Genomic DNA, 18,432 nt, shown 5'->3' with positions numbered 1-18,432 from the left:
CATGACATATGCGCCTTTCGCCTCCCGCCTCACCCGATCCCCCATCGCCTTTGACAAGGCGGCCGGACAGGATGCCGCCCAGCGGTTTGCCGATCTTGCCCCCGAACTGGTGGGCGTCATCTCAGGCACGGCGGGCTGTTCGCCCTATCTGAAAGGGTTGATGGAGCGGGAAGAGGCCTGGCTTCGCGCGGCCCTGGCCCTCGCCCCCGAAGCGGCGATGGCTGAGGTGCTGGACGATCTGGCGGCCGTGCCGCTGGACGGGCTGGGGGCTGCGCTGCGGCAGGCCAAGCGGCGCGTCGCGTTGCTGACGGGGCTTGCCGATGTATCGGGCGTCTGGACGCTGGAATCGGTCACGGGGGCGCTGTCGGATCTGGCGGACCGGGCGGTCGATCTGGCGCTGAAACGGCTGGTCGCCGACGAAATCCGCCGCGGCAAGCTGCCCGGCGCCACGCCGGACGATGCCGAAACCGCGGGCGGCATGTTCGCCCTGTCGATGGGCAAGGGCGGCGCGCGCGAGCTGAACTATTCCTCGGATATCGACCTGATCTGTCTTTTTGATCAGGACCGCTATGTCGATGACTGGCAAGAGGCCCGCGCGGCCTTCATCCGCGTCACCCGCAAGATGGCGGCGCTGCTGTCGGACATCACCGGCGAGGGCTATGTCTTCCGCACCGACCTGCGCCTGCGCCCCGATGCCAGCGTGACACCGGTCTGCATCTCGATGGCGGCGGCCGAAGCCTATTACGAGGCGCAGGGCCGCACCTGGGAACGCGCGGCCTATATCAAGGCGCGCACAGCGGCGGGCGATCTGGCGGCGGGCGCGCGGTTCCTGCAGGCGCTGACGCCTTTCGTCTGGCGCAAGCATCTGGACTTCGCCGCCATTCAGGACGCGCATGACATGCGCCTTCGCATCCGTGACCACCGCGGCCTGCATGGTCCGATCACGCTGGAAGGCCACAATATGAAGCTGGGGGTCGGCGGCATCCGCGAAATCGAATTCTTCACCCAGACCCGCCAACTGATTGCCGGGGGGCGCGATCCGGGTCTGCGCGACCGCACCACCGTGGGGGGCCTTGCGGCGCTGGCCGAAAAGGGCTGGGTGCCACCCGATGTCGCGGCCGAACTGACCGATCTCTACCGTCACCACCGCGAAATCGAACATCGCCTCCAGATGGTCGCCGATGCCCAGACCCACGACCTGCCCGGCAGCGCCGAGGGCATCGCCCGTATCGCGCATTTCTGCGGTGAAGGCGATGTGGACCGCTTCCGCGCCGATCTGCTCGACCGGCTGAAGCACACCGATGCGCTGACCGAGGGATTCTTTGCCCCCGGCGCCGCCGAGGACGGGCCGGAACTTTCCGAAAGCGCCCGCGCGATTGTCGAGGGCTGGCGTGCCTATCCGGCGCTGCGGTCGGAACGCGCAATGCAGATCTTCAAGCGGCTACGGCCTACGCTGCTGAAGGCGCTGCAAAAGGCCGCCAACCCCGATGAGGCGCTGCTGGCGCTGGACGGGTTCCTGTCGGGGCTTCCGGCGGGGGTGCAGCTTTTTTCGCTGTTCGAGGCGAACCCGGTGCTGATCGATCTGATCATTGACATCGCGGGCACGACCCCTGCCCTTGCCCGCTACCTCAGCCGCAATGCAAGCGTGCTGGATGCGGTGATCGGCGGCAGCTTCTGGGCCGCCTGGCCCGGAACGGCGCAGCTGCGCGCCGACCTGACGGCGGTCATGGTCGAAATCCCCGATTATGAGCGCAAGCTGGATATGGCGCGGCGCTGGATGAAGGAATGGCACTTCCGCGTCGGTGTGCATCACCTGCGCGGCCTGATCGATGCCTTCGAGGCCGGGAAAAGCTATGCCGATCTGGCCGAGGCGGTGATCTCGGCGCTTTGGCCCGTGGTCAGTGCAGAGTTTGAACGCAAGCACGGCCCCGCGCCGGGGCGTGGCGCGGTGGTGCTGGGGATGGGCAGCCTCGGGGCCGGGCGGCTCAATGCCGGGTCGGATCTGGATCTGATCGTGATCTATGATGCCGCGGGGGTGGAGCAGAGCGAAGGCGCCAAACCCTTGGCCACGCGCCCCTATTTCGCGCGGCTGACGCAGGCCATGGTGACGGCTGTCACCGCGCAGATGCCCGAAGGGCGGCTTTACGAGGTGGACATGCGGCTGCGCCCGTCCGGGCGGCAGGGGCCGGTTGCGACCTCGATCGACAGTTTCCGCGCCTATCAGATGGATGAGGCCTGGACCTGGGAACATCTGGCGCTGACGCGGGCGCGCGTTCTGGCGGGCGGCGCCGATCTGGCAGCGGATGTCGAGGCGGTGCGGCGTGCGGTGCTGGCCACTAAGGGGCCGGGCGCCAAGGTGATTTCCGACGTGGCCGAGATGCGGACAAGGCTGCAGGCGGCCAAGCCCCCGGCTGGGTCCTGGGAGGCCAAGAATGGCGCGGGCCGTCTGATGGATATCGAGCTTCTGGCCCAGACCGCCTGTCTACGCCAGGCCGATCCCGCGCGGCGCGTGGAACAGCAATTGCGGGCGGGCGTGAAAGGCGGGTTTCTGTCGGTTTCCGACGAGCAGACCCTGCTGGAAGCCTACAGGTTGCTCTGGCGTTTGCAGGCGGGAAGCCGCCTTCTGACCGACCGGACGCTGGATCTGGCGACGGTGGGCGAAGGCGGGCGGGCTTTTCTGGTGCGGGAAACCGGCGCCGAGGATGGTGAGGCCCTGTCGGCGCGGCTCGAGGCGGCGGTGGCCGCGGCGGCATCGGTTATCGATGCCCATCTGGGAGGGGTTGCGGATGCGGCTTGAAGAGGCGGACCCCAAGGGTCTGGTGCGCGAAAGCTATAACATCGAGGGGATCACCGATGGTGAATGCCGCTCGATCTTCATCGACTGGGCGCTGAGCCTGCCGGTCGGGGCCGAGAGCGGCCCGGCGCTGGCGGCGTTGATCGGCCATTACGCGCCGGGGCGGGAGGATCATCCGATGACGGCCGTGCTGCGCGCGGCCCTAGACGCCCCCCCGGTTGCCAAACGGCGCGGCGGGCGCATGGGGCGCGTCGGCGCCTGAACCTGTGCGGGATGGCGGATGTGGACGGGGGCTGTCTGCCCCCGCGCGCCTGCGGCGCCCCCCGAGGATATTTTCAGACAGAAAATAGGGGCGGTCTGGGACCCATTGCGGCGGCTTCGAGAGCGGGGCCGCGGAGTTAGATCACGCTCTCCTTTCGGGGGAGCCTGCTAGGGCTGGGGTCGTTCGGGCCAGGGTCAGCGCGGAAGCGCCGCGGCCTCGGCGGCGAGGCGTTCGATCCCGGCCCAGTCGCCCGCCTGCATCAGCCCTTTGGGGGCGACCCAGGAGCCGCCGCAGCAGGCGACATTGGCGAGTTTCAGGTAGTCAGGAGCCTTGGCAAGTGTGATGCCGCCGGTCGGGCAGAAGGTGACCTGCGGCAGCGGCGCACCGATGGCGGCAAGGGCGGCAGCGCCACCATTCGCCTCGGCCGGGAAGAATTTCTGCACGGTATAGCCGCGTTCCAGCAGGGCCATGATTTCCGAGCAGGTGGCGGCGCCGGCCAGCAGCGGCAGGTCATGGTCTTCGCAGGCGTCGAGCAGCCGGTCGGTAGCGCCGGGCGAGACGCCGAAGGTGGCGCCTGCGGCCTTGGCGGCCTTCACATCGGCCGGGGTCAGCAGCGTACCGGCGCCCACGACGCCGCCCTCGACCTCGGCCATGGCGCGGATCACGTCGAGCGCGACCGGGGTGCGGAGCGTGACCTCGAGGACTGGCAGGCCCCCTTTCACCAAAGCGCGGGCAAGCGGCGCGGCGAAGGCGAGGTCGTCGAGCACGAGGACCGGGATCACCGGGGCAAGACGGCAGATTTCAAGCGATTTGGCAGAGGCTTCGGCGGGGGTCATGGGGGCTCCTATAGGCGGGGGCGGCCGGTGCCGCGCCCCGAAGCGGGATCAGAGGATGACGGCGGCGCCTTCGGTGGCATTGCCGACGTTCTGGCGGAAGGCCTCGAACATTTCGCGCCCGATGCCGTGACGGTTCGCCGACAGATCGGCGACGACGGGGGTGCGGGTTTCAAAATCCACGGCCAGCACGGTCAGCGTGCCAGCCACCGCATCAAGGCGCACCATATCGCCATCCTGCAGGCGGGCCAGCGGGCCGCCCATCGCCGCTTCGGGCGAGACATGGATGGCGGCTGGTACCTTGCCTGAGGCCCCGGACATGCGGCCGTCGGTCACCAGCGCCACTTTCAGCCCGCGTTCCTGCAAGACCGAGAGCGTCGGCGTCAGCGAGTGAAGTTCGGGCATGCCATTGGCGCGCGGGCCCTGGAAGCGCACGACCACCACCACATCCGAGGTGAAGTCCCCCGCCTTGAACGCGGCCTTGACCGAGTCCTGATCATGGAAAATGCGCGCCGGAGCTTCGATCACATGGCGTTCGGGCGCCACGGCCGAAACCTTGATCACCCCGCGGCCAAGATTGCCCGTAAGTTGTTTCAAGCCACCCGTGCGGGCAAAAGGATCGCTTGCCGGGCGCAGGATACGGTCATTCAGCGTGGTTTCGGCGCCAGGCGTCCAGCCCAGCTTGCCGTCGATCAGCTTGGGTTCCTGCCGGTAAAGCGCGAGACCGTCGCCCGCCACGGTCTTGGCATCAGGGTGCAGAAGACCCGCGTCCAGCAGTTGGCCGATCATATAGCCCAGCCCGCCCGCGGCATGGAAATGATTCACATCGGCCAAGCCATTCGGATAGACCTTGGCCATCAGCGGCACGACATCGGAAATTTCCGAAAAATCCTGCAGATCGAGGATCACCCCTGCCGCGCGTGCCATGGCGGGCAGGTGCAGCACAAGGTTCGTGGACCCGCCGGTCGCCATCAGCCCCACAAGGCCGTTCACGAAGGCCCGTTCATCCAGCACCTCGCCCGCGGGGCGGAAGTCATTGCCGAGGGCAGTGATCGCCGCAGCACGTTCGACGGCCGCCAGCGTCAGCGCCTCGCGCAGGGGGGTATTGGGGTTGACGAAGCTTGCGCCCGGCAGGTGCAGGCCCATGAACTCCATCAGCATCTGGTTGGTATTGGCGGTGCCATAGAAGGTGCAGGTGCCGGGGCCGTGGTAGCTGGCCATTTCGGCTTCCATCAGCTTGTCGCGCCCGATTTCCCCGGTCGCATATTGCTGACGCACCTTGGCCTTTTCATCATTGGGCAGGCCGCTGGTCATGGGGCCCGCAGGCACGAAAACTGCCGGGATATGGCCAAAGGTGGCCGCCGCCATGATCAGGCCCGGCACGATCTTGTCGCAAACGCCCAGATAGAGTGCCGCATCAAAGGTATTGTGGCTGAGTGCAACGCCCGCCGCCAGCGCGATCACATCGCGCGAGAACAGCGACAGTTCCATCCCCGGCTGGCCCTGCGTCACGCCATCACACATGGCGGGCACGCCGCCTGCAACTTGTGCGGTGGCCCCGGCACGGCGCGCAGCCTCACGGATCAGGCGGGGGTAATCCTCATAGGGCTGGTGCGCCGACAGCATGTCGTTATAGGCGGTGACGATGCCGATGTTCGGGGCGCGCCCCTCCGCAAGTGCGGCCTTGTCGGCGCCCATGGCGGCATAGGCATGGGCCTGATTTCCGCAGGCCAGATGGCCCCGTGCCGGACCTGCCAGCGCTGCGGCGCGGATCCGGGCGAGGTATTCGCCCCGCGGCCCTTCGGACCGGGCACGAATGCGGTCTGTCACGCGGGCGATGGTGGCGTTGAGCGTCATGGCGGGCTCCGTTTACTGCGGCTTGTCGCTAAGAATAGCAGGAACCGTTAGCGCTAACAACCCTTCCTGCCCCGATGGGCGAAACATGGCACCACCACAGGGGGGAACGGGGCGCCAAGGGCGATGCCAAGGCGGGTCCGCCATACTTATATCATGAAATGCCCAGACCTTTGACGCATATCATCCAATTTGCGTCAAGATTGACGGGCATCCAAGGGGCAGACAACCGGATCCCCCGGAGGATGACATGAAACAGACGATTCGTGCTTTTGCCCTTCTGACGGCAACCCTTGCTGTGGCAGGCTGTGTCAGCCCCACCAGCCGGAACCTGCCGCTTGAAGGCACCTTGTCGGTTGCAACGAAAGGTGCCCCTGGCGTGATTCAGCCGAATTACGATGTGACGGCGGTGAAGGTCAGCGTGCCGGAAACGCTCCGCGTCTCCGAGGCGAACATGTTCTACCCGCTGGCCGATATCGTCTGGCGCGGCGATGCCCCCGGCAATCGCCATGAACAGGTCAAGTCGATCATGGAAGAGGGGCTGAACCGTGGTGTGGCCAGCCTGCACAGCGGGCGCCCCGTGACAGTCGAGGTCGAAATGACGCGCTTCCATTCGCTGACCGAAAAGACCCGCTACACCATTGGCGGCACGCATTCGGTGCATTTCATCCTGACAGTGCGCGACACGGCCACCGGCGCCGTGGTGGATGGACCGCGGCCCGTGGTGGCCGATGTGAAGGGCGCGGGCGGGTCTCGCGCCGTGGCCGAGGAACAGGCCGGCCGCACCATGCGGGTGGTTATCACCGAACATGTGGCGCAGGTCATCCGCCAGGAACTGGCACAACCCGTTCGCATGAAGATGCCCGAAGCCCCGGCCGTGTCGCAGAATGCGGCGCCTGCGACCACCACGGTGGCCCGCGTCAACTGACTGGGGTTTCCGGCGCGACCGGAACAGGCTAGAGGGGGGCATCGCGCGCCCCTTTTCAATAAGTGATCCGATGACCGAAGACCGCCGCACCGTTCGCCTGAAACCCAAGGCCGAAGCCCGCGCCATCCGCCATGGCTTTCCCTGGGTCTATGCAGATGAGCTGGTCACCGATCGGCGCACCCAGGGCCTCGCCCCCGGCGCGCTCGCCGTGCTGGAAGATGGGGAGCGCCGCCCGCTGGGCCTTGTCACCGTCAATGTGAAATCGAAGATCATCGCGCGGATGCTGGACCGCGACCCCGAGGCGGTGATCGATCAGGCCTGGTTCGCTGCCCGCCTGCAGCGCGCGCTGGACCTGCGCGCCCGCCTCTTCGACACCCCCTTCTACCGTCTGGTCCATGCCGAGGCCGATGGCCTGCCGGGCGTGGTGATCGACCGCTTCGGCGATGCGGCGGTGGTGCAACCCAATGCCGCCTGGGCCGAAGATCACATCGACGCCCTTGCCGCTGCCCTGCGTCAGGTGACGGGTGTCAGCACGGTGATCAAGAACGGCACCGGCCGGTCGCGCAGCCTGGAAGGCCTGGCCGAGGAAACCGTGGTCCTCTCGGGCGGTGTGTCCGCCCCGATCCCGGTGCCGATGAATGGCGCGACCTATATGGCCGATCTGATGGGCGGGCAGAAAACTGGCCTCTTCTATGACCAGCGCCCGAACCATGCCTTTGCCGCACGCCTTGCGCGCGGCGCCCGGGTGCTTGACGTCTTTACCCATGTCGGCGGCTTTGCTCTTGCCGCGCTGGCAGGCGGAGCCGATCAGGCGCTGGCCGTCGATGCCTCGGCCGCAGCCCTGACGCTCGCCACCGAAGGCGCACGCGCCTCGGGGATGGGGGATCGCTTCAGCACCCGTCAGGGCGATGCCTTCGATGTGCTGGAAACGCTAGGCCAGGAGGGCGCGCAGTTTGATCTTGTGATCTGCGATCCGCCCGCCTTCGCCCCCGCCAAACCCGCGCTTGAGGCCGGCCTGCGTGCCTATGAACGCATTGCTCGGCTGGCTGCCCCCCTTGTCGCGCCCGGCGGCTATCTCGTGCTCTGCTCCTGCTCGCATGCGGCCGATCTGTCCAGCTTCCGCAATGCCAGCGCGCGCGGCATCGGGCGCGGCGGGCGGCGGGGTCAGCTGATCCACACTGGCTTTGCCGGGCCGGACCACCCGCTGCTGCCGCAGCTTGCCGAAAGCGGCTATCTGAAATCGCTGTTCTTCCGGCTGGATTGATGCGCGTCACCCTCGACGCCTGTGTCCTCTTTCCCAGCGTGCTGCGGGCGATCCTCCTCCGGCTCGCCCGGACGGGGCTTTATGAACCCGTCTGGTCTGATCGCATCTTGGGCGAATGGCAGCGCGCGGTCGTCCGCCTCGGCCCCGAAGCGGTGGATGAGGCCGCCGCGGACGCCGCCCGCATGGCCGAGGTCTTTCCCCGCGCCCGCACCCCGGCCCGCCCTGATATCGAAGCGCGCCATATCCTGCCCGATCCGAACGACCTGCATGTCCTGGCCACCGCCATCGCCTCGGGCTCCGACGCGATCCTGACTTACAATGCCGCAGACTTCCCCGGCCATATCCTGCGCGCCGAAGGCATCGACCGGCGCGAACCCGACGGCTTCCTGTGGGAACTCTGGTCCCGCGCCCCCGAAACCGTCGAAACCGCCCTTCGCGCCACCCATGCCGATGCCGAACGCCTGGCGGGCCATCCGGTCTCGATGAATGCGCTCTTGAAGCGCAACCGGCTGAACCGGCTTGCCAAGGTTATCGACGCCCCGGGCCTTGCCCCCTGATCCCGATCCGGGTTTCATCTTGGCACAAATATCCTCGGGGGGTCCGGGGGGCAGACAGCCCCCCCGGCCGTTCCCGCCCCAAGCCAAGGCCCGATCATGTCCAAATCTCTTGCCCGCGTGATATCCGCCCTCGCCGATGCGGGCTTGCAGATCACACCCTTTGAAATGGGCGATTGCCGCACCGCCGAGGCCGCCGCCACCGCCGCAGGCTGCGCGCTGGACCAGATCGTGAAGTCGATCCTCTTTGCCGGGCAGGACAGCGGGCGGCTTTACCTCTTCCTCACGGCAGGCGGCAATCAGGTGGATACCGCCAAAGCCTCGGCTCTGGCGGGCGAACCCCTTGGCCGTGCCGAGGCGCGGCTGGTGCGCGAGGAGACAGGCTTTGCCATTGGTGGCGTCAGCCCGGTGGGCCATCTCACCCCAAGTCCCGAATTCTTCGACCCGCGCCTGCTGGAGTTTCCGGTGATCTGGGGGGCCGCGGGCACGCCGCGCCATATCTTCCCCATCGCTCCGCAAGATCTGCTGCGGATCACCGGGGCACAGCTTGCGGATTTCACCGCCTGAACATACCCTGCGGTATTTTTCTTGACAGATGCCCCGACAGGGCTTAGCGAAAAAACATACCGCAAGGAATGTTCCCATGTCCGAGGCCCATCGCCGCCCCAAAACCCCCGACCAAACCCGCCTCGCCCTGCTGGATGCGGCGGCCCGTCTGGCTATGGATCATGGCTTTTCAGCCCTGTCGCTGCCCGCCGTCTGTGACAGCGCGGGCGTCACCAAAGGCGCCCTTTTCCATCATTTCGGATCGAAACAGGGGCTGATCGAGGCGCTCTGCGCCGATCTGATCGACCGGATCGACGAGGGCATCGACCACGCCCTTGCCGAAGATGACGGTGGCTTTGGCACCTTCACCCGCGCCTATGTGCGCTGCACCTTCACCCCGGAAGGTGGACTTTCGCCTTGGACCTCACTTTCGATTTCGGCCGTGACCGATCCGGGCATGGCCCGCATCTGGGCGCAATGGATGGCCGGACGGCTGGAACGTCATTGCGAGACCGATGTTCACCCGATGCTGGAAATCGTGCGTCTGGCCACCGACGGGCATTGGCTTGCCACCCTGCAGGGGCAGGTCCGCCCCGAACCCCCGGCGGCGCTCTGCACCCGCCTGATCGCCCTGACCCGGAGCGCTGCGTGATGTTTACCCCCACCACCTCGACCGCCACCTATTCCATCCTCGCCATCGCCATCGCCTTTGAGGTCGCGGGCACCACCCTGCTGGCCCAGACCGCGCAATTCACCCGGTTGCTGCCCACGCTGGGCATGGCCGCCTGCTATGGCGTGGCCTTCTATTGCCTTGCGATCATCACCTCGGTCCTGCCGGTGGGCATCGTCTATGCGCTCTGGAGCGGGCTGGGCATCGTCTTCATCGCCGCGCTGAATTTCGCGGTCTTCCGCCAGACGCTCGACTTCTGGGCCATTGCGGGGCTTGCGCTGATCATCGCGGGGGTCGTGGTCATCAACACGCTGTCGAAAAGCGTGCCGCACTAGGTGCGGCGCTGAATGTAAAAATGTTTTACATCGACCCTTGAAGGCCCCTGCGGGCCATCCCATCTTGCATCATGTGAAAGACATTCACATACGCAACCCCAACGGGAGACCCGCAATGCAGACCGCTTTCCCCGCAGCCGCGACAGGCGGCCCCCTGAACCTCTTGCGCCGGGCCGAGGCTTGGCTGGACGATCGCGGCCGCATGGCCTGGATCGCCACGATGGTCCTGAGCTTTGTGGTGTTCTGGCCCGTCGGGCTGGCGCTTCTGGGCTTCATGATCGTGACCCGCCGGTTCAAGGGGTCAACCTTCCGCAAAGATGGAGATTTCCGCATGTTTTGCCGTCACCGCAACGCCGGCCACCCGTCCTTCAACCGGGCTGCCTTCCGCTCTTCGGGCAACAGCGCCTTTGACGCCTACAAGGCCGAAACGCTGAAACGTCTGGAAGATGAACAGCAGGCCTTTGAGGGCTTCCTGCAGCGTCTGCGCGATGCAAAGGACAAGCAGGAATTCGACAGCTTCATGGATGACCGCGCCCGCCGCGCCGCGCAAGCCCCCGAGGGCGAGCCGCAGGCCTGAGCCGTGCCTTCCGGCGGGGGCCGATCCGGCCCCTGCCCCGCCCAATTCCGCGTCCCCCACCCCAGCATGAGTGCGCCCCGATGTTCGCCCAGACCGACCTGCCCCGCCTGCCCGACCCCTACAGCCAGCCCGAATTCTATGCCGGCGTGACCTTCAAGCGCGGCATGGCCTGGATCTTCGACACCATCCTGATTGCGCTGATCACGGCCGTGATCGTCGTGCTGACCTTGGGGGTGAGCCTTTTTATCCTGCCGGTGGTCTATCTGGGGGTAAGCTTTCTCTACCGTGTCTTCACGCTTGCAGGGCGGTCGGCCACGCCCGGGATGCGGCTGATGAACATCCAGTTCCTGACCCGCTACGGCGAGACTTTTGATCTGGGCCATGCCCTGCTGCATACGCTGGGCTATACGCTCTCGGTGGGAACGCTTCTGGTACAGCTCGGATCGGTCTTTCTGATGATGCTTTCGCCCCGTGGGCAGGGCCTGACCGACCATGTTCTGGGCACTGTGGCCATCAACCGCCCGCGCGCCGGGGCGTTCTAACCGCACCCTCGCCGCGAAAAGGCAGGAAATTGTACCAATTCCCGCCCATCCCCCCCGAATTTCCCCTTCAGGGCGCTTGGCGACAGGCGCCCTGCTTGCTAACCTTCCGGCCAAACAGGCCTGCTGCTCGGACATGAGACACACCCTTCCCATTGCGCCGCAATTCTATGTGACGGCCCCGCAGCCTTGCCCGTATCTGGACGGGCGGATGGAGCGGAAGCTGTTCACGGCCTTGCAGGGCGACCATGCACAGCGGTTGAATGACGCGCTGTCCAAGCAGGGATTCCGGCGCAGCCAGAATGTGCTTTACCGCCCCTCTTGCGCGGAATGTTCGGCCTGTCTTTCGGCACGCATCCGGGTTGCGGATTTTGAACCGAACCGGACCCAGCGCCGCGTCCTGCGCCGCAATGCCGACCTGCGCCGCAACGCCACCAGCCCCTGGGCCACGGAAGATCAATATGCGCTCTTCCGGCGTTACTTGGACCATCGCCATGCCGATGGCGGCATGGCCGATATGGATATCTTCGAATTCGCGGCCATGATCGAGGAAACGCCGATCCGGTCGCGGGTGATCGAATATTCGCGCCCCGCACAAGGCGATGAACAGGGCCGCCCGCTGGCCGCGGTCAGCCTGACCGATGTCTTTGATGACGGGCTGTCGATGGTCTACAGCTTTTATGACCCGGCCCTGCTGGAGCACAGCCTTGGCACCTTCCTGATCCTCGATCATGTGCAGATCGCGCGCGAGGCCGGTCTGCCTTATGTGTATCTCGGCTATTGGGTGCCGGGTAGCCGCAAGATGGGCTACAAGGCCCGGTTCAACGCTTTGGAGATCTACAAGGGCGGCCAGTGGCAGGATCTCGGCAGCCCCGAGGATCACACGGCCGAGCTGCATCCCCTCTCGGTCGATCCGATCGCCGAACAGGTGGCGCGGATCGCCCTTCCCGAAGCGCGCCCCATGACGGACTGATCCCTGTTTTTCCCTGCCGACCCGCCGCGCGAAACCCGCGCGGCGTTTTGCTGTCTGGGGTCATCGCCTGCGGCCCTGATGGGGCAAATAGGGCCGAATCGGCCATTGCATCGCAGAGAAGCGGAGCAGATTTTCCGCTTGTTGCGGGAACGACCCCGCCAGAAGAAATAAAAGTTCAAGTTTTCGGCCAGCTGCGACACTTTTGGCGCCGATTTGCCATTGACCACCCCGACGCGCGCCCATAATGTCCGGCGCACTGGATAAAGCCCAAGGAGACGCGAAATGCCTTCGCTTCTTGTCATCGTAGGGAACAGGCGCATGGGCCGGTAACGGCAGACCATCCGGTTCAACCATGCGCCCCCCGAGTGAAAGCTCCGGGGGCTTTTTCATGACCCGAACGGGCCGCGGCGAGGCGGCGAAAAGGAAGAAATGATGACCAAGGCGAATGCGAGCGCCATGACCGGCGCAAAGATGATCGTGAAGGCGCTGAAGGATCAGGGGGTTGAGGTGGTCTTCGGCTACCCCGGCGGAGCCGTCCTTCCGATCTATGACGAGATCTTCCTTCAGAACGACATCCGCCACGTCCTTGTCCGCCACGAACAGGGCGCCATCCACATGGCCGAGGGCTATGCCCGCTCGACCGGGAAACCCGGGGTGGCGCTGGTGACCTCTGGCCCCGGTGCCACCAATGCGGTGACCGGGCTGACGGATGCGCTGCTCGATTCGATCCCGCTGGTGGTGCTGTCGGGCCAGGTGCCGACCTTCATGATCGGGACCGACGGTTTCCAGGAAGCTGACACCGTGGGCATCACCCGCCCCTGCACCAAGATGAACTGGCTGGTGCGCGATACGGCGCAGCTGGCCGAAACCATCCATACCGCCTTCCATGTGGCGACCTCGGGCCGTCCGGGGCCGGTGCTGATCGACATTCCGAAAGATGTGCAATTCGCCACCTCGGAATATGTGACGAAGGAAAAGATCAAGGTTCCGCATTACCAGCCCAAGGTGAAGGGCGATGTGGAGGCGATCACCCGTCTGGTCGAGCTGTTGGAAACCGCAGAACGTCCGGTGTTCTATACCGGCGGCGGCGTCATCAACTCGGGCCCTGCGGCAAGCCAGCTTCTGCGCGAGCTGGTCGAGGCCACGGGCTTCCCGATCACCTCGACCCTGATGGGGCTGGGTGCCTATCCGGCCAGCGGCAAGAGCTGGCTCGGCATGCTGGGGATGCACGGCCTTTATGAGGCCAACCTCGCCATGCATGGCTGCGACCTGATGATCAACATCGGCGCGCGGTTCGATGACCGCATCACAGGCCGCGTGGCGGATTTCAGCCCCCATTCGGTGAAGGCGCATATCGACATCGACCCGTCCTCGATCAACAAGGTCATTCGCGTCGACGTGCCGATCGTGGGCGATGTGGGCCATGTGCTGGAAGACCTGCTGCGGATCTGGAAATCGCGCGGGCGGAAGGTCAACAAAGAGGGCCTTGCCAAGTGGTGGAAGCAGATCGCCGAATGGAAGGCGGTCAATTGCCTCGACTACAAGCCGAGCGAGAAGACCATCAAGCCGCAATATGCGCTGCAGCGCCTGGAAGCCCTGACCAAGGGCATGGACCGTTACATCACCACCGAGGTGGGCCAGCACCAGATGTGGGCCGCACAATTCCTGGGCTTCGAGGCGCCGAACCGCTGGATGACGAGCGGCGGTCTGGGCACGATGGGCTATGGCCTGCCCGCCTCGATCGGTGTGCAGATCGCCCATCCGGAAGCGCTGGTCATCAATGTTGCCGGGGAAGCCAGCTGGCTGATGAACATGCAGGAAATGGGCACCGCCATGCAGTTCCGCGCGCCCGTGAAGCAGTTCATCCTGAACAACGAACGTCTGGGCATGGTGCGCCAGTGGCAGGAGTTGCTGCATGGCGAGCGCTACAGCCACAGCTGGAGCGAGAGCCTGCCCGATTTCGTGAAGCTTGCCGAGGCCTTTGGCTGCAAGGGCATCAAATGCGAGGATCCGAAGGATCTGGATGACGCGATCATGGAGATGATCCGCTACGACGGCCCGGTGATCTTTGATTGCCTTGTCGAGAAGCATGAGAACTGCTTCCCAATGATCCCCTCGGGCAAGCCGCATAACGAGATGCTGCTGGGCGAGGCGGAGACGCAGGGCGTGATCAAGGCCGGTGGTGCCGTTCTGGTGTAAGTCGTCGCACCGGGGGTTTCACACCCCCGGACCCCCGTGGGATATTTTCAGACAGAAAATGGAAGGGAGGGCCGGATGTCGGCGCTCAACATCAAAAAAGGCTCGACGAGCCATTCTGCCTATGACCTCCGCGATCCTTATGCCGAGGTGATCGAAAGCCATACGCTAGCGGTGATCGTGGCCAATGAAAGCGGCGTTCTGGCGCGGGTGATCGGGCTGTTTTCGGGCCGCGGTTACAACATCGACAGCCTGACCGTGGCGGAGGTGGATCATGCGGGGCATCGGTCGCGCATCACCATCGTGACGCGCGGCACGCCGCAGGTGATCGAGCAGATCAAGGCGCAGCTGGGCCGTCTGGTGCCGGTGCATGAGGTGCATGACCTGACGGTGGAGGGGCCGGCGGTGCAGCGGGAGCTGGCGCTGATCAAGGTCGCGGGCAAGGGCGAGTCGCGCATCGAGGCGCTGCGTCTGGCCGAGATCTTCCGCGCCAATGTGGTGGATTCGACGCTGGAAAGCTTTGTCTTTGAGATGACCGGGACGCCGGACAAGATCGACGCCTTTGCCGATCTGATGCGGCCCCTGGGGCTGCGCGAGGTGGCGCGGACCGGGGTTGCAGCGCTGGCGCGCGGCCTGTGAGACGCGAAAGGCCCCCGGTGCGTCCGGGGGCCTTTTTGATTCAGCGCCCCGTGAATTTGGCAGGCCGCTTTTCGAGGAACGCCGCGACGCCTTCGCGGAAGTCCTGCCTGCGGCCGACCTGGCCCTGAAGCTGGGCTTCGAGGGCGAGTTGGGTGGGCAGATCGTTCGAGAGCGATTGCCGAAGCGCCTGTTTCACCGCGCGATAGGCCGCAGTCGGGCCTTGCGCCAGATGGGCGGCGCGAGCGGCGATATGGGATGCGAATGCGGCATCCGGGACCGTTTCATAGATCATGCCCCAGCTTTCGGCCTGCCGGGCGGTGATCCGGTCGGCGAAGAGGCAGGCGCCCATGGCGCGGGCGGCGCCAATCTGGCGGGGCAGCCACCAGCTGCCCCCGGCATCGGGGATCAGGCCGATGCGGGTGAATGCCTGAACAAAGCTGGCGCTTTCGGCGGCGATCACCACATCGGCGGCGAGCGCGAGATTGGCCCCCGCCCCGGCCGCCGCGCCATTGACGGCGGCGATGGTGGGCAGCGGGCAATCATAGATCGCATTCAGAAGCGGGACATATTCCTCATTCAGCAGCTGCTCGAAGGGCACTTCGGCACCGAAGCCCTGGGCGTCGGCCAGATCCTGACCGGAACAGAAGGCACGTCCGGCACCGGTCAGGACGATCACCCGCGCCTCGGATTCCGCGCGGCGGATCGCCTCCAGAAGCGCGCGCCGCAGAGCGCCCGAGAGGGCGTTCATCACCTCGGGGCGGTTGAGGGTGATCGTCGCCACCCCGGCGGTCAGATCATAGAGGATCGGGTTCATCGCTGTCTCCCATGTGCTGCTGCGACCTTAGCTTTGCCTTCGGTCGCAGCAAGCGGGACGGCACGTCATTCCTTGAGGATTTCGCGCAGGCGGGCCTCTTCCTCGGGCGTCAGGGCAGCAGGGGCGCCGGCGTTGCGGCGGCTGCGAACCCAGAGGAAGGCGATACCGCCGCCGAGGATCAGCATCCCCGGCCCGGCCAGCCAGAGGAGCAGGTTCGCCCCGGTTGCGCGGGGTTCAAAGAGCACGAATTCGCCGTAGCGATCCACGACATAATCCACCACCGCGTCGTTGGAATCGCCTGCAAGCAGCCGTTCGCGCACCATCAGCCGCAGGTCACGGCTGATGTCGGCGTTGGAATCGTCGATGTTTTCGCCCTGGCAGACCGGGCAGCGCAGCAGCTTGGAAATCTCGCGCGCCCTCGCCTCGAGCGCGGGGTCGGGCAAGATTTCATCGGGCTGCACCGCCAGAACCGGCGTGGTCAGAAGCGATAGGCAAAGGGCAATGGTCAAACGGTTCATCGCGTCACTCCGCCGGGGCCATGGACGGGACGCGCCGCGCGCCTGCCGCCACGCGATAGCGGCGGTCAGACAGCGACAGAAGACCGCCCAGTGCCATCAGCCCGGCCCCGAACCAGATCCAGTTGGCAAACGGCTTCCAGTAGCCGCGGATGGCATATCCGCCCGCGGCCTGGGCATCGCCGATGACCAGATAGATGTCACGCAGCAGGCCATAATCCAGCGCGGCCTCGGTCGTCGGCATGGCCTGCACCGGATAGACCCGCTTTTCCGGATAAAGCACCGAGACAAGATCCCCGTTCCGGCGGACCTCCATTGTGGCGGTGGTCGAGAGGTAGTTCGGCCCCTCGACCTCTTCGACCTTGGCAAGGGTCACCTGGTAGCCGTGAAGGTCAAAACTCTCGCCAATCTGGACAACCTTGATGACCTCGGTCGCCCAAGCGGTCATCGCGGCCACGGCAAAGATCGTGACCCCCAGCCCCGCATGGGCCGTGGCCTTGCCCCAATCGGCCCGCGGCAGGCGCCAGAGGCGGGCGAAACGGGTGCCGAAGCCATCACGCCCGGTGCGCCCCCAGAGATCGACCAATGCCCCCAGTACAACCCAGACTGACAGCGCCGCACCCACCGGCCCCAGCGCCGAGCGCCCGGTCTGAACCGACCAGACCAGCGCCGCCACGGCAAAGGCCAGCACAGCCACCGGCATCAGCCGACGCAGGATGCGGCCCGTCTGCGCGCGTTTCCAGGGCAGCATCGCCCCGATCGGCAACAGAAGGGCAAGTGCAATCATGAAGGGCGAAAAGGCCGCGTCAAAGAAGGGGGCCCCGACGCTGAGCTTGCGATCCCAGAGCATTTCGGCCACCAGCGGCCAGATCGTGCCGACAAACACCACGAAAGAGGCCACCGCCAGCAGCAGGTTGTTCGCCACCAACGCGCTTTCACGGCTGACCATGGCGAAGATGCCCTTCGCCTCCATCGTGCCGGCCCGCAGCGCGAAAAGCATGAGCGCCCCGCCCATGAACAGCGCAAGCAGGATCAGGATGAAGACGCCCCGCTCGGGGTCATTGGCAAAGGCATGGACCGAGGTGATCACGCCCGACCGCACAATGAACGTGCCGATCAGCGAAAAGCCGAAGCCGAGGATGGCGAGCAGGATGGTCCAGGCCTTCAGGCTTTCGCGTTTTTCCACCACGATGGCCGAATGCAGCAGCGCCGCCGAGAAAAGCCAGGGCATGAACGAGGCATTTTCGACCGGGTCCCAGAACCAGAAGCCGCCCCAGCCAAGCTCGTAATAGGCCCACCAGGACCCGAGCGCGATGCCGATGGTAAGAAAGACCCAGGCTGCCAGCGTCCAGGGCCGCACCCAGCGCCCCCAGGCCGCATCCACCCGCCCCTCGATCAGCGCGGCAATGGCAAAGCTGAAGGCCATGCTCAGGCCGACATAGCCGAGATAGAGGAACGGCGGATGGAAGGCGAGGCCCGGGTCCTGCAGCAGCGGGTTCAGGTCATCACCGTTGAAGGGCGGCTCGGCCAGACGCAGGAAGGGGTTCGAGGTAAAAAGAAGGAAGGCCAGAAAGGCAAAGCCCACCAACCCCTGTACCCCCAGCACCCGCGCCCGCAGCGTAGCGGGCAACCGCCCCCCGAAGATTGCGGCGCAGGCACCATACAGAGCGAGGATCCAGACCCAGAGCAGAAGCGACCCCTCATGGTTCCCCCAGACCCCCGAAATCTTGTAGAGCATGGGCTTGTCGGTATGGCTGTTCAGCACCACCAGACGCAACGAAAAGTCCGATGTGACAAAGGCATAAGTCAAGGCCCCGAAGGCCACCGTGATCAGCATCAGCTGCACGATCGCCGCCGGTTCCCCGACCGCCATCCAGCCCCCCCAGCGCTTCCAGGCCCCCACCATCGGCAGGCTGGATTGCACAAAGGCCACCGCCAGTGCCAGCACCAGCGCAAAATGCCCCAGTTCCACGATCATGCGCGCATCTCCTGTTTCCGGGCGTGATCATAGGGCAGTTTCGCCCCCGCCGCCATGACCCAAAGGCACCGCCCGCCCCCCTGCGACAATCAGACAGACGACGGACAGCCGGGCGCGCCGGCCTCCCTTTCATCTTGGCAAAAATATCCTGCGGGGGTGAA

The 18,432-nt window shown here is 65.6% G+C and carries 19 protein-coding genes; 13 read left to right on the top strand and 6 right to left on the bottom strand.

The window, feature by feature from the left end; all coding sequences use genetic code 11:
* Window position 1: 1 nt before the first annotated feature.
* On the top strand, window positions 2–2,797 hold the full coding sequence (locus IE101_RS01900) for a [protein-PII] uridylyltransferase family protein (protein WP_189632105.1): 2,796 nt from the start codon (window positions 2–4) through the stop codon (window positions 2,795–2,797).
* Window positions 2,787–3,056, top strand: coding sequence for a hypothetical protein (locus IE101_RS01895; protein WP_189632104.1), 270 nt, complete (start codon window positions 2,787–2,789; stop codon window positions 3,054–3,056). The genes IE101_RS01900 and IE101_RS01895 overlap by 11 nt, the downstream gene beginning before the upstream one ends.
* Before the next feature lie 194 nt (window positions 3,057–3,250).
* Here IE101_RS01895 and eda read toward each other — a convergent pair whose 3' ends face one another.
* Both eda and edd read right to left on the bottom strand, forming a co-directional pair.
* Window positions 3,251–3,892, bottom strand: coding sequence for a bifunctional 4-hydroxy-2-oxoglutarate aldolase/2-dehydro-3-deoxy-phosphogluconate aldolase (gene eda / locus IE101_RS01890; protein ID WP_189632103.1), 642 nt, complete (start codon window positions 3,890–3,892; stop codon window positions 3,251–3,253).
* Window positions 3,893–3,940: 48 nt separating this feature from the next.
* On the bottom strand, window positions 3,941–5,746 hold the full coding sequence (gene edd, locus IE101_RS01885) for a phosphogluconate dehydratase (protein ID WP_189632102.1): 1,806 nt from the start codon (window positions 5,744–5,746) through the stop codon (window positions 3,941–3,943).
* Between the two features lie 247 nt (window positions 5,747–5,993).
* Here edd and IE101_RS01880 point away from each other — a divergent pair, with 247 nt between their 5' ends.
* The 9 genes from IE101_RS01880 (at window position 5,994) to IE101_RS01840 (ending at window position 12,129) form a co-directional block, all read left to right on the top strand.
* Complete coding sequence (locus tag IE101_RS01880; protein ID WP_189632101.1) at window positions 5,994–6,671, top strand: DUF6778 family protein; 678 nt, start codon at window positions 5,994–5,996, stop codon at window positions 6,669–6,671.
* Window positions 6,672–6,741: 70 nt separating this feature from the next.
* Window positions 6,742–7,935 (top strand): RSP_2647 family RNA methyltransferase, encoded by a 1,194-nt coding sequence (locus IE101_RS01875; protein WP_189632100.1) that lies wholly within the window; start codon window positions 6,742–6,744, stop codon window positions 7,933–7,935.
* Window positions 7,935–8,492, top strand: coding sequence for an RSP_2648 family PIN domain-containing protein (locus IE101_RS01870; protein WP_189632099.1), 558 nt, complete (start codon window positions 7,935–7,937; stop codon window positions 8,490–8,492). Before IE101_RS01875 ends, IE101_RS01870 begins: the two co-directional genes overlap by 1 nt.
* 96 nt (window positions 8,493–8,588) lie before the next feature.
* Window positions 8,589–9,056 carry a YbaK/EbsC family protein gene (locus IE101_RS01865; protein ID WP_189632098.1) on the top strand — a complete coding sequence of 156 codons (468 nt, stop codon included), beginning with the start codon at window positions 8,589–8,591 and terminating at the stop codon, window positions 9,054–9,056.
* A gap of 76 nt (window positions 9,057–9,132) precedes the next feature.
* A complete protein-coding gene (locus IE101_RS01860) occupies window positions 9,133–9,687 on the top strand; it encodes a TetR/AcrR family transcriptional regulator (RefSeq protein WP_189632097.1) in 555 nt (184 codons plus the stop codon).
* Window positions 9,687–10,040: a DMT family transporter gene (locus IE101_RS01855; RefSeq protein ID WP_189632715.1), complete on the top strand. Its 354-nt coding sequence runs from the start codon at window positions 9,687–9,689 to the stop codon at window positions 10,038–10,040. Before IE101_RS01860 ends, IE101_RS01855 begins: the two co-directional genes overlap by 1 nt.
* Before the next feature lie 115 nt (window positions 10,041–10,155).
* A complete protein-coding gene (locus IE101_RS01850) occupies window positions 10,156–10,617 on the top strand; it encodes a DUF2852 domain-containing protein (protein ID WP_189632096.1) in 462 nt (153 codons plus the stop codon).
* Between the two features lie 80 nt (window positions 10,618–10,697).
* On the top strand, window positions 10,698–11,159 hold the full coding sequence (locus IE101_RS01845; RefSeq protein ID WP_189632095.1) for an RDD family protein: 462 nt from the start codon (window positions 10,698–10,700) through the stop codon (window positions 11,157–11,159).
* Between the two features lie 133 nt (window positions 11,160–11,292).
* Window positions 11,293–12,129 carry an arginyltransferase gene (locus IE101_RS01840; RefSeq protein WP_189632094.1) on the top strand — a complete coding sequence of 279 codons (837 nt, stop codon included), beginning with the start codon at window positions 11,293–11,295 and terminating at the stop codon, window positions 12,127–12,129.
* A 60-nt stretch (window positions 12,130–12,189) separates the two neighbouring features.
* Here IE101_RS01840 and IE101_RS01835 read toward each other — a convergent pair whose 3' ends face one another.
* Window positions 12,190–12,483 (bottom strand): hypothetical protein, encoded by a 294-nt coding sequence (locus IE101_RS01835; protein ID WP_189632093.1) that lies wholly within the window; start codon window positions 12,481–12,483, stop codon window positions 12,190–12,192.
* A 78-nt stretch (window positions 12,484–12,561) separates the two neighbouring features.
* Between IE101_RS01835 and IE101_RS01830 the strand changes: the two genes are divergently transcribed.
* Both IE101_RS01830 and ilvN read left to right on the top strand, forming a co-directional pair.
* Window positions 12,562–14,328 (top strand): acetolactate synthase 3 large subunit, encoded by a 1,767-nt coding sequence (locus IE101_RS01830; RefSeq protein ID WP_189632092.1) that lies wholly within the window; start codon window positions 12,562–12,564, stop codon window positions 14,326–14,328.
* 75 nt (window positions 14,329–14,403) lie between these two features.
* Window positions 14,404–14,964: an acetolactate synthase small subunit gene (gene ilvN, locus IE101_RS01825; RefSeq protein WP_189632091.1), complete on the top strand. Its 561-nt coding sequence runs from the start codon at window positions 14,404–14,406 to the stop codon at window positions 14,962–14,964.
* Window positions 14,965–15,004: 40 nt separating this feature from the next.
* On the opposite strand, the gene IE101_RS01820 is transcribed toward ilvN, so the two are convergent.
* The 3 genes from IE101_RS01820 to IE101_RS01810 form a co-directional block, all read right to left on the bottom strand.
* Window positions 15,005–15,778 carry an enoyl-CoA hydratase-related protein gene (locus IE101_RS01820; RefSeq protein ID WP_189632090.1) on the bottom strand — a complete coding sequence of 258 codons (774 nt, stop codon included), beginning with the start codon at window positions 15,776–15,778 and terminating at the stop codon, window positions 15,005–15,007.
* Window positions 15,779–15,843: 65 nt separating this feature from the next.
* Window positions 15,844–16,296 carry a cytochrome c-type biogenesis protein gene (locus tag IE101_RS01815; protein ID WP_189632089.1) on the bottom strand — a complete coding sequence of 151 codons (453 nt, stop codon included), beginning with the start codon at window positions 16,294–16,296 and terminating at the stop codon, window positions 15,844–15,846.
* A 4-nt stretch (window positions 16,297–16,300) separates the two neighbouring features.
* Window positions 16,301–18,271: a heme lyase CcmF/NrfE family subunit gene (locus IE101_RS01810; RefSeq protein WP_189632088.1), complete on the bottom strand. Its 1,971-nt coding sequence runs from the start codon at window positions 18,269–18,271 to the stop codon at window positions 16,301–16,303.
* Window positions 18,272–18,432 lie beyond the last annotated feature (161 nt).

Origin of the sequence: Gemmobacter lanyuensis, assembly GCF_014652355.1 — a bacterium.
Classification (GTDB): Bacteria; Pseudomonadota; Alphaproteobacteria; order Rhodobacterales; family Rhodobacteraceae; genus Gemmobacter; species Gemmobacter lanyuensis.
This window is presented reverse-complemented; position numbering and strand designations above follow the sequence as displayed.